15 protein-coding genes and 1 pseudogene are annotated in these 14,781 nt (G+C 61.1%); 10 read left to right on the top strand and 6 right to left on the bottom strand.

What is annotated here, in order from left to right:
* Positions 1–8: 8 nt before the first annotated feature.
* From ACA051_RS18655 to glcD, 4 genes are read right to left on the bottom strand one after another with little or no spacing between them, the layout of a single operon-like run.
* Positions 9–410, bottom strand: a complete 402-nt coding sequence (locus ACA051_RS18655; RefSeq protein WP_497303820.1) for a heme-binding protein — start codon at positions 408–410, stop codon at positions 9–11.
* Positions 407–1,648 (bottom strand): glycolate oxidase subunit GlcF, encoded by a 1,242-nt coding sequence (gene glcF, locus ACA051_RS18650; protein ID WP_497371355.1) that lies wholly within the window; start codon positions 1,646–1,648, stop codon positions 407–409. Before glcF ends, ACA051_RS18655 begins: the two co-directional genes overlap by 4 nt.
* A 3-nt stretch (positions 1,649–1,651) precedes the next feature.
* Positions 1,652–2,716, bottom strand: coding sequence for a glycolate oxidase subunit GlcE (glcE, locus tag ACA051_RS18645; protein ID WP_497371353.1), 1,065 nt, complete (start codon positions 2,714–2,716; stop codon positions 1,652–1,654).
* A complete protein-coding gene (gene glcD / locus ACA051_RS18640) occupies positions 2,716–4,215 on the bottom strand; it encodes a glycolate oxidase subunit GlcD (RefSeq protein WP_497371351.1) in 1,500 nt (499 codons plus the stop codon). The genes glcE and glcD overlap by 1 nt, the downstream gene beginning before the upstream one ends.
* Positions 4,216–4,450: 235 nt before the next feature.
* Between glcD and glcC the strand changes: the two genes are divergently transcribed.
* From glcC to ACA051_RS18610, 6 genes are all read left to right on the top strand, one after another.
* Complete coding sequence (glcC, locus tag ACA051_RS18635; RefSeq protein ID WP_497303814.1) at positions 4,451–5,218, top strand: transcriptional regulator GlcC; 768 nt, start codon at positions 4,451–4,453, stop codon at positions 5,216–5,218.
* Between the two features lie 180 nt (positions 5,219–5,398).
* Positions 5,399–7,402, top strand: coding sequence for an aminotransferase class I/II-fold pyridoxal phosphate-dependent enzyme (locus ACA051_RS18630; RefSeq protein WP_497371349.1), 2,004 nt, complete (start codon positions 5,399–5,401; stop codon positions 7,400–7,402).
* Between the two features lie 28 nt (positions 7,403–7,430).
* Positions 7,431–8,219, top strand: a complete 789-nt coding sequence (locus ACA051_RS18625) for a transporter substrate-binding domain-containing protein (protein WP_497371347.1) — start codon at positions 7,431–7,433, stop codon at positions 8,217–8,219.
* Positions 8,220–8,391: 172 nt separating this feature from the next.
* A complete protein-coding gene (locus ACA051_RS18620) occupies positions 8,392–9,105 on the top strand; it encodes an ABC transporter permease (RefSeq protein WP_497371345.1) in 714 nt (237 codons plus the stop codon).
* A gap of 5 nt (positions 9,106–9,110) precedes the next feature.
* Positions 9,111–9,809 carry an ABC transporter permease gene (locus ACA051_RS18615; protein WP_219097633.1) on the top strand — a complete coding sequence of 233 codons (699 nt, stop codon included), beginning with the start codon at positions 9,111–9,113 and terminating at the stop codon, positions 9,807–9,809.
* Complete coding sequence (locus tag ACA051_RS18610) at positions 9,809–10,816, top strand: DMT family transporter (protein WP_497371343.1); 1,008 nt, start codon at positions 9,809–9,811, stop codon at positions 10,814–10,816. Before ACA051_RS18615 ends, ACA051_RS18610 begins: the two co-directional genes overlap by 1 nt.
* Here ACA051_RS18610 and ACA051_RS18605 read toward each other — a convergent pair.
* Positions 10,772–11,257 (bottom strand): annotated as a pseudogene (locus ACA051_RS18605) (TetR/AcrR family transcriptional regulator); the annotation flags it as partial. The gene ACA051_RS18610 and the pseudogene ACA051_RS18605 sit on opposite strands and share 45 nt — an antisense overlap.
* 173 nt (positions 11,258–11,430) lie before the next feature.
* Between ACA051_RS18605 and ACA051_RS18600 the strand changes: the two are divergent.
* Positions 11,431–12,447 (top strand): M14 family metallopeptidase, encoded by a 1,017-nt coding sequence (locus ACA051_RS18600; RefSeq protein WP_497371341.1) that lies wholly within the window; start codon positions 11,431–11,433, stop codon positions 12,445–12,447.
* Between the two features lie 52 nt (positions 12,448–12,499).
* Here ACA051_RS18600 and ACA051_RS18595 read toward each other — a convergent pair whose 3' ends face one another.
* Positions 12,500–12,655 carry a hypothetical protein gene (locus tag ACA051_RS18595; protein WP_178082311.1) on the bottom strand — a complete coding sequence of 52 codons (156 nt, stop codon included), beginning with the start codon at positions 12,653–12,655 and terminating at the stop codon, positions 12,500–12,502.
* A gap of 162 nt (positions 12,656–12,817) precedes the next feature.
* Here ACA051_RS18595 and ACA051_RS18590 point away from each other — a divergent pair, with 162 nt between their 5' ends.
* From ACA051_RS18590 to ACA051_RS18580, 3 genes are all read left to right on the top strand, one after another.
* Entirely contained in the window at positions 12,818–13,198 is a 381-nt protein-coding gene (locus ACA051_RS18590; RefSeq protein ID WP_109632739.1) for a RidA family protein, read from the top strand.
* Between the two features lie 184 nt (positions 13,199–13,382).
* Entirely contained in the window at positions 13,383–13,580 is a 198-nt protein-coding gene (locus tag ACA051_RS18585; RefSeq protein ID WP_497303805.1) for a hypothetical protein, read from the top strand.
* Between the two features lie 36 nt (positions 13,581–13,616).
* Positions 13,617–14,768: a carboxylate-amine ligase gene (locus ACA051_RS18580; protein ID WP_497371339.1), complete on the top strand. Its 1,152-nt coding sequence runs from the start codon at positions 13,617–13,619 to the stop codon at positions 14,766–14,768.
* The last annotated feature ends 13 nt before the right edge of the window (positions 14,769–14,781 follow it).

Here is a 14,781-nt window from a genome sequence, read left to right as displayed (position 1 = left end):
CGTCACGTTCAATTGAGGCACTGCGCCCCGGCCTTGGCCACTTGGGCATCCTGCTCGGCCTTGACGCCGGACACGCCAACCGCGCCGATCACCTGGCCATCGACGATGATCGGTACGCCACCTTCAAGGGAGGTCAGCAACGGCGCTGACAAAAACGCGTGGCGTCCCCCGTTGACCATCTCTTCATACCCTTTCGATTCACGCCGTCCAAGGGCAGAAGTGCGGGCCTTTTCAGTGGCGATGTAGGCGCCGATCGGGGCGCAACCGTCGAGGCGTTCCAGGGCCAAAGGATGGCCGCCGTCGTCGACAATCACGATGGTCACGGCCCATTGATTGTTCTGGGCTTCGTTGCGTGCAGCGCTGAGAATCCGGCTGACTTCGGTCTGGCTCAGGACGGCTTTGCTTTTCATAGGAATACTCCAGGGCTCGATGAGGGCAACGCGGCTTCGACCAGTTCGATCCAGTGCCGGACAGGGGTTCGGCCCGCACCGTCGAGGTGCGACTGACAGCCGATATTGGCCGTGACAATGACTTCGGGATGACCGCTTTCCAGCGCATTGAGCTTGTTGTCACGCAGTTGTCGGGACAGCTCGGGCTGGGTCAACGAATAGGTGCCCGCCGAGCCGCAACACAGGTGACCGTCGGGAACGAACGTGAGGTTGAAACCCAGGCGCGTCAGCAGTGCTTCAACCGCACCGCCGAGTTTCTGTGCGTGTTGCAAGGTGCAGGGGCAATGGAAGGCCAGGCGTTGATCGCTGTGAATGCCGAGCGTGTCCAGCGGCTCGTCGCGCAACACTTCAACCAGGTCCCTGGCCAGTGCGCTGACCTTTCTCGCCTTCTGGGCATACGCCGGATCGGTGCTGAGCAGGTGGCCGTAGTCTTTGATAAAGGCGCCGCAACCGCTGGCGGTTTGCACAATGGCCTCGGCCCCTTGCTCAATGCTCGGCCACCACGCGTCGATATTGCGGCGGGCGCGATCAAGGCCGGCCGCCTGCGCGTCCAGGTGATAATCGACCGCGCCGCAGCAACCGGCCTCGCGCGCCGGCCTCACACTGATCCCCAGTCGATCCAGGACGCGCGCGGTGGCCGCATTGGTGTTCGGCGACAGACTCGGCTGCACGCAGCCTTCGAGCATCAGCACCTGCCGGGCGTGGCGGGCGACCGGGCGTTGTCTGGCCGGATACACGTGGCGAGGCAACTTGGCTTGCAGCGTGTTGGGCAGCAGCGCACGGAACACCTGACCGCTGCTGACCAGCACTTTGAACAAACCCGGATTGGGCACCACGCTGCGCAAGCTTTCACGCAGCAAGCGCTGGTCGAGCGAGCGTGGCACGGCCGCGTCGACCACCGCGCGGCCAATGTCGAGCAAGTTGTGATAATCGACACCCGAGGGGCAGGTGGTTTCGCAGTTACGGCAGGACAGGCAGCGATCCAGGTGCTGCTGGGTCTTTTGGGTGACTTCGTTGCCTTCCAGCACCTGTTTGATCAGGTAGATGCGCCCCCGCGGCCCGTCCAGCTCATCGCCGAGCAATTGATAGGTTGGGCAGGTGGCATTGCAGAAACCGCAGTGCACACACGTGCGCAGGATGCTTTCGGCTTCTTCGGCGCGGGGCAGTTGACGGGCCTGTTCGCTCAAGGTGGTCTGCATGGGTCAAAGCTCCGCGTACAGGCGACCGGGGTTGAAGATGCCCCCTGGATCGAGTTGCTGCTTGAGGTTGCGGTGATAGCGCATCAGTGCGTCCGGCAACGGTTGGAACGGGCTGTCGATCAAGCCGTGGCTGTAGCAGGTGACATGCCCCCCGACCTCATCGACGACCTTGCGGATGAACGCCGCTTCGGCATCGGATTTGAGCCAGCGCTGGGCGCCTGCCCAGTCGATCATTTGCAGGCCGGGCAGGGAAAGCCGAGGTGTGTTGTGCGGTACGGACAGGCGCCACAGCGGCTGGTCTTCATCAAAAAAACTCAACCGATGTTCATTCAGATCCGCCCAGTACGAAGCTTCCAGCACCTCGCCACCCAGTCGGTCGTGCGCCGCCGCCACGGAGCCTTCGCCACCCTCAAGCCGCAGGTGCAGGCGCTGACCGTCGTGACACGCGGCGCTGATCGGCAGCGGTTGCTGCCCCCATTCGGCGAGGCGTAGCAAAGCGCGATCGCTGTCCATTTCCAGGCTGATGCTTAACGCTTGCCGAGGTTTGGGCAGCACTTTCAGCGAGACTTCAGTGACCACACCCAGCGCGCCATAACTGCCGGCCATCAAGCGCGACAAATCGTAACCGGCGACGTTTTTCATGACTTCGCCGCCGAAGCGTAAATGCTTGCCATGGCCGGTGATGACGCGAGTCCCGAGGACGAAGTCCCTGACCGAGCCTGACCATGGGCGCCGTGGTCCGGACAGCCCACTGGCAATCATCCCGCCCACGGTGGCGCCGTCACCGAAGGAGGGCGGTTCACACGGCAGCATTTGCTGCGCCGCGTCCAAGACGTCGGCCAGTTCTGCCAACGGCGTGCCGCAGCGTGCGGTGATCACCAGTTCGGTCGGGTCGTAGCTGACGATGCCGCGGTGGCTGCGCGTGTCGAGCACTTCACCCGCCGCGATACGGCCCAGAAACGCTTTGCTGTTGGAGCCCTGGATGCGCAGCGGCGTGGCGTTTTGCAGGGCCTGGTTAACCTGGTCCAGAAGCGCGCCACTGTCATCGATGTCGTGTTTGCTGCGCATCAGAAACGCTCCAGTTCAGGGAAGGGCAGCTGACCCATGTGAACGTGCATCGCGCCGAACTCGGCGCAGCGATGCAGCGTCGGAATGTTCTTGCCCGGATTGAGCAGACCGCCCGGATCGAACGCGGCTTTGACCGCATGAAACAGGGTCAGCTCATCACTGTTGAACTGCGCGCACATCTGATTGATTTTCTCGCGGCCGACCCCGTGTTCACCGGTGATGCTGCCACCGACTTTCACGCACAATTCGAGGATCTTGCCCCCCAGAGCTTCGGCGCGGTCGAGTTCGCCGGGTTGGTTGGCATCGAACAGAATCAGCGGGTGCATGTTGCCGTCACCGGCATGGAAAACGTTAGCCACCCGCAGGTCGTACTCGGCCGACAGCGCGGCAATCGCCTGCAGCACGCCGGGCAGCTCGCGGCGAGGGATCGTCCCGTCCATGCAGTAATAATCCGGCGAGAGGCGGCCCACCGCCGGGAACGCATTCTTGCGCCCGGCCCAGAAGCGCACGCGTTCAGCCTCATCCTTAGCCTGGCGGACTTCGGTGGCGCCGGCCTGTTCCAGCACCTGGCGCACGCGGTCGCAGTCATCGTGGACGTCGGCTTCAACGCCATCGAGTTCGCACAGCAGAATGGCCTCGGCGTCGACCGGATAACCGGCGTGAATAAAGTCTTCGGCGGCGCGAATGGCCAGGTTGTCCATCATTTCCAGGCCGCCCGGAATGATGCCGGCGGCAATAATATCGCCCACCGCGCGTCCCGCTTTTTCGACGGAGTCGAACGCCGCCAGCAGCACCTTGGCGGTCTGCGGTTTGGGCAGCAGTTTGACCGTGACTTCGGTGATCACCCCCAGCATGCCTTCGGAACCGGTGAACAACGCCAGCAGGTCAAAGCCCGGCGAATCGAGCGCTTCGGAGCCCAGGGTCAGGTGCTCGCCATCGACGGTGAGAATGTCGACCTTGAGCAGGTTGTGCACGGTCAGACCGTATTTCAGGCAATGCACGCCCCCGGCGTTTTCGGCCACGTTGCCGCCGATGGAACAGGCGATCTGCGAGGAGGGGTCCGGCGCGTAGTACAAGCCGAACGGTGCGGCGGCCTGGGAAATCGCCAGATTGCGCACGCCCGGTTGAACCCGCGCCGTGCGGGCGGCGGGGTCGATGTGCAGGATGTTGTTGAAACGCGCCATCACCAGCAGCGCGCCTTTTTCGAGCGGTAGTGCACCGCCGGACAAACCGGTGCCGGCGCCGCGAGCGACCACCGGGACGTGAAACTCATGGCAGAGCTTGAGCACGCCCTGAACTTCGGCGATATGGCGCGGCAGTACCACCAGCATCGGCGTGGTGCGGTAAGCGGAAAGTCCATCGCATTCATACGGTTTGAGTTCTTCGCGCTGATGCAGGACTTCCAGGTCTGGCAGGCGATCGCGCAGTGCCTGGAGCAGAGCCGCTCTGTCGACATCAGGCAGAACGCCGTCGACGCGTTCATCGTAGAGGATGTTCATAGGCGGTTCACGACCCTCCGTTTGTTTTTATTAGAGGTCTGTTTGCGGTGAAAGCTCACTTGCATCATTGGCCTGACGCGTCTTACTGTCCATGCGTTGTTTCACTGGTCGAACCAGTTCTTCAAGAGTTATTTCCACGCTTCTGAGAAAAATAACCGTCTAAACATAAGGTTAGGGTTGTATTCGAACGTGGCGGGTTTTACCGGTGAAGCTGGTCATACCAGTGGGAGGTTCGATGGAGAGTGCGAAAGTGACCCGTAATCCCCAAGTCGCAGACGTGGTCTGTGAACGCATAGAACGCCTGATCGTCGACGGGGTCCTCAAGACCGGGCAATTGTTGCCTTCGGAACGGCGCCTGACCGAAAAGCTCGGCGTCTCGCGCACAGCACTGCGCGAGGGCCTGAAGTTGTTGCGCGCCCGGGGGATTATCAAGACGGAGCAGGGCAAGGGATCCTTTGTCGCTGATCTGTCGGGCCACGGTGCCGCATCGCCGCTGATGCATTTGTTCAGCTCACAACCGCGCACACTTTACGATTTGTTCGAGGTGCGCAGCCTGCTGGAGGGAGAGTCCGCTCGCCTGGCCGCATTGCGCGGGACCGAGGCAGATTTTGTCCTCATTACCCGCAGCTATGAAGCATTGCTCGATGCTCACACGCGGTCGATGGAAGCGAGCGAACACGCCCGGCTCGATCATGCCTTTCACCTGGCGATCTGCGAGGCCTCGCACAACCCGGTACTGGTGCAAACCTTGCGCTCGCTGACGGATTTGCTGCTCAACACCGTGTTCGCCTCGGTCAACAACCTCTACCACCGCGCACCGCAAAAACGTCAGATCGACCGTCAGCACGCCCGGCTCTACAACGCCGTGACCGGCCGCATGCCGGAGCGGGCGCGCAAGGCGGCCATCGCGCACATCCAGAGCATCTGCGAGAACCTCAGGGAAATCGAAAGCGAGGAGCAGCGTCTGGTCCGGGCCACGCTACGGCTCGAAGGGTGGGCGTAAAGGTTGCCGATCCTGTACTGCTGAAAAGCGGCACGACTGTCGTAAAAACGACCTGTTTACGCTGAACGCGAACCCTGGTCACTTTTCTGTTGAACGAGTGTTCAGCTTCGACTATGTTCGTTCCACCTCCCCGGCTGGTAGCGCGGGCTTGCGTTTCTTCTTTTCGAACGAGGCACTGGCATGCGGTTTTCACCCTTTGTTGAGCGGATTTCAGGCGACGGTGTCGCCGCCTGGGATATTCACAATGCGGCATTTGAAGCCCAGCGCCGCGGTGAGGATGTGATCATTCTCAGCGTCGGCGACCCGGATTTTCCCACCCCCGACTTCATCACCGATGCCGCGATTCATGCGCTGCGCGAAGGCGACACCCACTACACCGAGATCGCCGGTCGCCAGGCTTTGCGCGAAGCCATCGCCGCTCGGTACAGCCTGCTGTTCGACCGTGAGGTGACCGCGCCAAACATCATCATCGCGGCAGGGGCACAGAACGCGCTGTTCATCACTTCGATGTGCCTGCTCAATACCGGCGACGAAGTGATCGCCCTGGACCCGATGTACGTGACCTACGAGGCGACGCTCAAGGCTTCCGGCGCCACGTTGGTACGCGTTCCCTGCGCGGCGGATTCAGGTTTCCGGCTTGATGCCGCCGTGCTGGCCAAGGCCATCACCCCGCGCACCCGGGCGCTGTTCTTCTCCAATCCGAATAATCCGACCGGTGTGGTGCTCAACCGCGAAGAGCTGCAAGCCATCGCCGACCTCGCCATCCAGCATGACCTCTGGGTCGTGGTGGACGAGGTCTATGAAAGCCTGACCTTTGAACGCGAGCACCTCAGCCTGGCAGCGTTGCCGGGCATGGCCGAGCGTTGCGTGGTGATCGGCAGCCTGTCGAAATCCCATGCCATGACCGGCTGGCGTACCGGTTGGATCGTTGCCGATGAAGCCCTCGTGGCTCACGCCGAAACCCTGGTGTTGAGCATGCTTTACGGCTTGCCGGGCTTTGTCATGGAGGCCGCGCTCAAGGCGGTTCTGGCCCATGAAGAGGTGACCCACGGCATGCGCGACATCTACCGCCGCCGTCGCGATCTGGTGGTGACCAGCCTGTCGGATTGCCCGGGGATTTCAGTGCTCAACCCTGATGCCGGCATGTTCGTGCTGGTGGACGTGCGTGACACCGGCCTGACCTCTCTGGAGTTCGCCTGGCGACTGTTGCGAGAGGCGCGCGTATCGGTGCTGGATGCGGCAGCGTTCGGCGAGCCGGCCCAAGGCTTTGTGCGGCTCTCGTTCACCCTGGGTGAAGAACGACTGGCCCAGGCCTGCCAGCGTATTCGTGACTTTGTCCTGGTGTTGAAAGGCGAAGCGCCGCGGCCGGTGATCAGCCGTGTCACTTGCGAAGCGACCGCTGAACCGGTCAAGGCCAAGACCATGATCGAAGTCGATGGCCTGCACAAACGCTTCGGCAATATCGAGGTTCTCAAAGGCGTTTCCCTGACGGCCCGCGAAGGCGATGTGATCTCGCTGATCGGTGCCAGCGGCTCGGGCAAAAGTACCTTGCTGCGCTGCATCAACATGCTCGAAGTGCCGGACCAGGGACGCATTCTGGTGGACGGCGAAAGCATTCACCTGAACTTCGATCGTCCGGGCGCACCGCTGGTGGCCGACGCCAAGCAGCTGGTGCGCATCCGTTCCAGCCTGGGCATGGTGTTCCAGAACTTCAACCTCTGGCCCCATCGCACGGTGCTGGAAAACCTCATCGAAGCGCCGACCCAGGTCCTGCGTGAAAGCCGTGCGGAGGCCACTGAGCGGGCCGAAGCCTTGCTTGAACGCGTGGGGCTGGCGGCCAAGCGCAACGAGTACCCGGCGTTTCTCTCCGGGGGACAGCAGCAACGGGTGGCCATCGCCCGGGCCCTGGCCATGCGGCCCAAGGTCATGCTGTTCGATGAACCCACCTCGGCACTCGACCCGGAACTGGTCGGCGAAGTGCTGCGGGTGATCCGCTCCCTCGCGGAAGAAGGCCGGACCATGATCCTGGTGACCCATGAAATGGCTTTCGCCCGCGATGTCTCCTCCAAAGTCGCCTATCTGCACCAAGGGCTGATCGAGGAAACCGGTTCGCCGGACGAAGTGTTCGTACACCCACGCAGCGAGCGTTGCCGACAATTCGTCAACGCTCATCAGACTCGCTGAAAACATCATAAAAAGACGGGGAAAAATCATGGGAAATCGACGTTTGGTAAACTGGATGACGGGCGTGGCTTGCGTGTTACTGGCCGGGATGAGCGCGGCCCAGGCCCAACCGATCAGGTTCGCAGTCGCAGCGGAACCCTATCCGCCGTACACCGAGAAGCAGGCCAGCGGTGAATGGAAAGGCTTTGAAGTCGACCTGATCCACAAGCTGTGCAGCGAAATGAAAGCCGAGTGCGAGATCAAGGAAGTGGCGTGGGACGGGATCATTCCATCGTTGCTGGCGAAGAAGATCGACGTGATTTTCTCGTCGATGTCGGTGACTGAAGAACGCGAAAAACAGATCGCTTTCAGCAAGGCGTATTACGACTCCGTGATTGCGATTGTCGGGCCGAAGGGCACGTCGGTAAAAAAGTATCCGGATGACCTCAAGGGCAAGATCATCGGTGTGCAGAACTCGACGGTGAGCGCCAGCTACCTCAAGCAGTACTACGAAAAAATTGCTGACGTGAAGTATTACGACACCCAGGACTCGGCCAACGCCGACCTGATTGCCGGGCGCATTGACCTGATGATGGCGGACGGCACGGCGATGGCGTCTTTCGTCCAGACCCCGGATGCCCGCAACAGTAACCTCGATTACCTGGGCGCCGTGCCCTATGACCCGATCTTCGGCAAAGGCGTGGGCGCCGGTCTGCGCAAGGATGACACCGAGCTCAAGGCCAAACTCGACAAGGCGATCACCTCGTTGCTGGCCAGCAAAGACTACGACGACCTGTCCCAACACTACTTCGGGACCAGCGTGAAACCCGCCTTCTGACGGCCACGCGCAAAACAACTCCATGGAATGAAATTTTCCTGAGGAAACACCCATCCCCGTAGGAGCGAGGCTTGCCCGCGAAGGGGCCCTTGAAGTCGCCAAAAGCTTCGCGGGCAAGCCTCGCTCTTACAAGAGGGCGGTGGTGCATCAAGGCCACCGATTGGAGACTGAAATGCCAGCCATGTTCGAATTGATCAACTTCAGCGAAACAGGATGGGGCAGTGCGCTGTTGAAGGGTCTTTGGATGACCCTGCAAATATCAGCCGGGGCCTTTGTGGTCGGGCTGTTCATCGGTCTGGTGGTGGCCTGCCTGAAGCTCGGCGCGCCAAAGCCAATTGCAGCGCTGATGCGCGGTTACACGACCTTGTTCCGGGCGATTCCGGAGTTGCTGCTGATCCTGCTGCTGTACTACGTCGGCTCCATGCTCCTCAACTCGCTGATGACGCAGATGGGCTACGGCGTCGTCAATGTCAGCGGTCCGTTGGCCGCCATCGTGGTGCTGGGATTGGTGCAGGGCGCCTACGCTTCGGAGATTTTCCGCGCGGCGATCCAGGCGATTCCCTTCGGCCAGATCGAAGCGGCGAAGGCCTTCGGCCTGAGCGGTTTCGGCCTGTTCCGACGCGTCACGCTGCCGATCATGGCACCGTATGCGATGGCCGGGATGGCCAACCTGTGGATCAACCTGATCAAGGACAGCGCCTTGATCAGCGTGGTCGGCACCAACGAGCTGTTGTACACCGCCAAGCAAGGGGCGGGTTCGACGCGTCATTACTTGTTGTTCTACCTTACGGCCGCGGCGTTGTATTACGCGGTGACGTTGGCGTCCAACTACCTGTCTGGACGGCTCGAGCGGCGTATTCGTCGCTGGATGCCTTTGGCTGAGTGAATGAAATGATTCCAGCGTGGATAGTTGAATACGCGGCGCTGTTGGGCCGGGGACTGCAAACGACCATCACCATTCTGTTGATCTCCAGCGTGTTCGGTTTCGCGCTGGCGGTGCTGGTGGCGCTGGCGCGGATTTCGAAAAACAAGGTGATCGCCAAGGCCAGCCTGTTCTACACCAGCGTGTTGCGCGGTACGCCGTTGCTGATCCAGATCTACATCTTCTACTACGGGCTCGGCAGCGTGTTTGCGCAGTTCCCGCTGATACGCGGCAGTTTTCTCTGGCCGTATTTGCGCGACGGTTACTGGTACATCGTGTTCGCGCTGGTGTTGTCGGTGGGCGCGTATGTCGGCGAAGTGATTCGCGGCGGGCTGTTGGCGGTGCCCAAGGGTGAGATGGAAGCGGCCTCGGCGTTTGGCATGACACCGCGCCAATCGCTGCTGCGGGTGCGCTTGCCTCGAGCGCTGCGGTTGCTGTTGCCGACACTGGCCGGGGAAACCGTGATGTTGCTGAAATCCACGGCCCTGGCCTCGACGATTGCGATCGTCGATCTGCTGGGAGCCGCCAACGTGGTGCGGGCGCAGACCTTGCAGGTCTATGAACCGCTGTTGTTGGTGGCCGGGGTCTACGTCTGCCTGACCTTCCTGATCGAGGCGCTGTTTGCCTTTGCCGAACGGCGCGGGACGCCTGTGCGCAGGTCGGTGTAATGAGCACGTCGCAAGTCGTCGACCGGTCGCTGCAAGGCATTGGCCTGTGCACCTTGGGGTACGCGTTCCTGGCGTTGCAGGACGCGGTCATCAAGTGGCTGGTGGCCGATTATTCGGTGGTCACCATCCTGTTCTGGCGCAGCCTGGTGGTGGTCGTCGCGTGCCTGTTGGCCGGGCGTCTGCGCCTGGTCCAGCGGGCCTGGCGTTCGCCGAGCCGGCGCTTGCTGGTGGTGCGCGGTTTGCTGTCGATTGTGGCCTGGCTGCTGTATTACACGGCCGCCCGGGACCTGTCGCTGGCGGAAATGACCACCTTGTATTTTTCCGCGCCGATCATGGTCACGGTGCTGGCGGCGGTGATTCTCAAGGAACGGGCCAGCGGCTGGCAGTGGTTTTCCCTGATCCTCGGGTTTGTCGGGGTAATCATCGCCTGCCGCCCGAGCAAAATCGTCGATCCGTGGCCCATCGTGCTGACACTGCTGGCGGCGATGTGCTGGGCGTTTACTTACATCCAGTTGCGCCAAGTGGATGACCAGACATCTGTGCTGGAGCAGATGCTGATCACTAACGTGGTGTTCGTGCTGTGCATGACGGTCGCGTTGCCCTGGACGTTCACCCCGGCGCCGACGCCGGCGTGGCTGGGAATGCTGGCCGCCGGTTTGGTCGGCGGCATCGGCCAGTTCCTGTTGTTCGCCAGTTTTCAGCGCGCCACCGCCACCTTGCTCGCGCCATTCGAGTACACCGGGCTGATCTGGGCGTTCCTGCTGTCGAGCCTGATCTGGGGCACGCTGATGGATATGTCGCTGATGATCGGCGCTGGCCTGATCGCGGTCAGCGGCACCCTGGCGATGATCTTCGGGCGCCATCCCTCACAGGATGTCGTCGGTGCTGAATGCTCCGTGACGCAGCCCCTTTATCCAGCAGCGACAGATGTGGAGGCCGTTGGCGGGGCTGAAGGTTTCGGGGTTGAGGCACCACTCGATCCAGAGTCCGTCGAGCATCGCCGATAAACCGATGGCGGCCAGGCGCGTGTCGTGGATCACGAACCCTTCGCTGGCGGCCATGTCATCGAGCAACTGGCGCAGCAGATCGAGGTAGGCGCGGTAGCTTTTTTCGTGGGACTGGCTGACGTGTTCGGAGTGCCGGATCAGGCTCCAGAACACCACCCAGACGCCAAGCAATTGCGGGTCCATGACCCTCGGCGAAAAAGAGCCTTTGAGAAACGCGTCCATCTTTTCGGCCGGGGTGGCGACCTGCTGGATTTCCTGGCGCAGGGCGGTGGTCAGTTCGCTGGCAATCTTCTGGTACGTGTCGGCGATCAACGCATCGATGCTGCCGAAATGGTGATTGAGCAGGCCGACGGACACTCCGGCTTCGGTGGCAATACGGCGCACGGAAATGCCGGCATGACCATCACGGACCAGGCAACGCACCGTGGCGGCCACCAGCATCTCGCGGCGCTCATCGGGTTCTGCGCGGCGGTTTTTTGGAGAGGGGGTTGTCACAAGGGAATCCTTGGGTGCAGTGCCAGGTTGGCGAGCTTAGTTGAACATGCGTTCAATCTCCAGTGTCGGCCGCAGCGATGCATCGGTTTTTAACGTTCATGACGGGGGAGGACAAGCGGATGGCGCAGGATATTTCGTTCAGTGTTCGCAACAACAATGGCGACGCGGTGCAGGTCGGCGCCTGGCGTTTCGAGGGCGACGGCCGCGGGCCGAAGGTGCATTTGCAGGCGGGGGTGCATGCCGACGAAATCGCCGGGATGCTGGTGCTGCATCGGTTGATGCAACGGCTTCAAGTCGTCGAGGCCGAGGGCCGGCTCAAGGGCAGTGTGACGGTGGTGCCGCAAGCCAATCCCCTGGGCATCGGGCAGTTTCGACAGGGGCGGATTCTCGGTCGCTTTCACGATGCGACCGGGCATAACTTCAACCGCGGGTTCGACCAATCGGCGGCGATGGAGCGACCTTCGACCAACGTCCAGCAGTGGCAAAAAAGCCTGGTGCAACTGGCTTCAACCGCAGAGGTGATGCTCGACTTGCACACCGATGACGAAGCCTTGCCGTACCTCTACGTGCACCGCAGTTTCTGGCCCCGTGGTCGCGAATTGGCGGCGGCGATGAAGATGGACGTGGCGATCATCTGGGATGACGGCGGCGACGGCTCCTTCGAAGAAACCATCATTGCGCCGTGGCTGCGCGATGGCATTACCGACCAGCGCATGGCCGCGACCCTGGAGTTGCGCGGGCAGGGCGATGTCAGCGACCGGTTGGCCGAGCAGGACGCCGCGGGACTTTACGCCTGGCTGTGCAGCTACGGGGTCATCGACGAGGCGTTGTCACCCGGTGACTGGCCCGTCGAGGTGATGGAAATGGGGCAGATGGAGACTCTCCTCGCACCGCAACCCGGGGTGTTGATCTTTGAAAAGGAACTGGGCGATTTCGTCGAGGAAGGGCAGCGCTTTGCGCGGATTCTGCGGCGGCCCGGTGATCCGTCTTCCGAAGTGGTGCTGGTGGCCGAGCAAGCGGGACGGATGGTCACGCGCTACCGGGACCGGCTGGTGTCGCAGGGCATGGTGGTGGCGAAATTCACCGGGAGCCGGATTTCACGCAACTGGAGTGGCGGGTTGTTGGACCCGAACTAGGTGCAGAGCATACGGCCATCCCCGCTGAACACACGCGGGGATGGTTTTCACGCTAGTTCCCATCCGCTACTTTGCGTTCTATCTCGTCTATTTTTCGTTGGAGCGCCTCGGCTTCATTCTCTTCGGGAGGTGTTGTTTCATCGACCTCTTCGGCGTCCCTGTCCTTCCGATCCCTTTCGGTGTCACTGACACTGTCATCGTTGTTCATCGTGCGTACCTCCGTTGACCTACACATTGGATGCAGCACCTGGGAGGGAGTTCGAGATTTTTTCCTGGGGGCAGCCGCGCACGCAATCCAGGCTTCGGCCTGTAAACTGTCCGCGCAAAAGGCATCGACCGCCTCTTTACCACCTCAAGCACGAGATCCCCCATGGCAAACCAAGACATCGCGTTTACTCCTGATCCTGACGCGGATTCCATCTCCTCCGACGTCACCGGCTTCGGCGGCATTCTGGTCTCCACGCAGATTCCCACCCGCGCCGACGGCAGCCTGGAACTGGGCGACATCACCCTGCAAAGCGAATGCACGTTGCAGGCGCTGAAGGTCGCGCTAGAAGGCGCCGGCAGCTCCATGGACCGGGTTCTGCACCTGACCATCTACCTCACCGACATGGCCGACCGCGCGGCGTTCAACGAGGTTTATAAACGCTTCTTCGCCAAACCGTGGCCGGTTCGCGCCGCCGTGGGCGTGGCCGCTTTGGCGGTCGAAGGCATGCGCGTGGAAGTCACCGCGATGGCAGCCAAAGCCTGACGGTGCGGGTCAGGTGTGATGAAAATCCACCTGACCCAGTTTCAAAAACAACGACGGCTCATGCCTCTGGGCGACAACCCTTATCCCTCTACGAAAATTAGTTTCGCCTCGTTTGAAAATCACGCCTCGAAATGTTTTATGAGTTTCACAACCAATTCGCCGTGACCCTTTCGAGGAGTTCCGCATGACCCTGGCCTTCGGCTATTGGCTGCTGGTGTATGCCGCCATCGCCATCGAGGTGAACGCATCACTCATCATTCCGTTGGAACTCCCCATCACCCCCTTCGTCATCTGCAGTAAGGGAGACTGGCACTCCCTGCGAACACTAGGCCTGATGCTGGGTTTCGGGCTCACGATGTTGTTCGATACAGCGCTGGGATAGTTCCAGATTGCAGTGCGTCAGCCAGGGAGCGAATCGATGAACAGACACCTGAAATTCGGCATTGAAGAGGAATACTTCATCACGGACCTGGACACCCGGCGCATGTCCGAAAAGCCCCCCGACGCGTCAATCGAAGCGTGCCAGGCAGTGTTAGGCGATTGTTTCGCGCATGAGATGTTCAAGGGGCAAATCGAAGTCGCGTCCCCCATCTTCACCAGCGTCGAGCAAGCAACGGAGTACCTGTTTTCTGCCCGCACAAGGTTGCGGCAAACGCTCGAACGGTACGGTCTGGGACTGCTCAGTGCCGCAAGTCACCCATTGGCTGATTGGCGTTTGCAGCAGGCCACGGACCACCCTCACTTTCTTCAACTGTTTGAAGACTACCAACGAGTAGCAAGGCGCAGCCTGCTATCCGGTCTGCATGTGCATGTTGAAGTGCCAGGGCATCTGGATCGTATTCAAGTGATGAACGAAGTCTTGCCGTGGATGCCGTTGTTGTTGGGACTGAGCACTTCTTCACCGTTTTGGGATGGCGCCGACAGCGGCTTCATGAGCTATCGGCAGACCGCGTGTGATGAGTGGCCGCGGATGGGCATTCCGGAGTTCTTCGAAGATCAAAGCGCCTATGACGCCTACGTCTCCTTGCTGATTCGTACTGGCACGATCAAGCAGGCGAGCGATTGCTGGTGGGGTTTACGCCCGGCTATGAAGTACCCGACGTTGGAGATGCGCATGACGGACGCCTGTCCGCGCCTGGATGACGTCTTGTGCATTGCTTCTTTGTTTCGTTTGTTGGTGGCCCATGCCATTGATCAACCTCGCCCGGGATCGAGCTATACCCAGACGTCGCAATGGATCCTCAAGGAAAATCGCTGGCGGGCGAAACGGTCCGGCATCCACGCAGCATTCATCATCGAAGGCTACGACCGGCCGTTCTCTGCCGAGCAATGGTTGTTCAGGGCGCAACAGATTCTTGGAGACACGGCGCGCAAGATGGGTGTGGAGAACGTGTTTACTCAAGCCCGCCGAATTCTCAGGGACGGCACCAGTGCAGACCGCCAGCGGGACGTCTACGAGCGAGCCTTGCGCGGGGGAGAGGAGGTTGACGCCGCGCTGTCGCAAGTCGTGGATCAGCTGCTGATGGAAACGTCGCAAGCGTCGTGCATCTGTGAAATGGTGCTCACCTAAGACAATCACCAGA

It is taken from the genome of Pseudomonas sp. LBUM1669, from assembly GCF_059695705.1.
The sequence above is the reverse complement of the archived record's forward strand: the minus strand, read 5'-3'. Positions and strand labels throughout refer to the sequence as shown.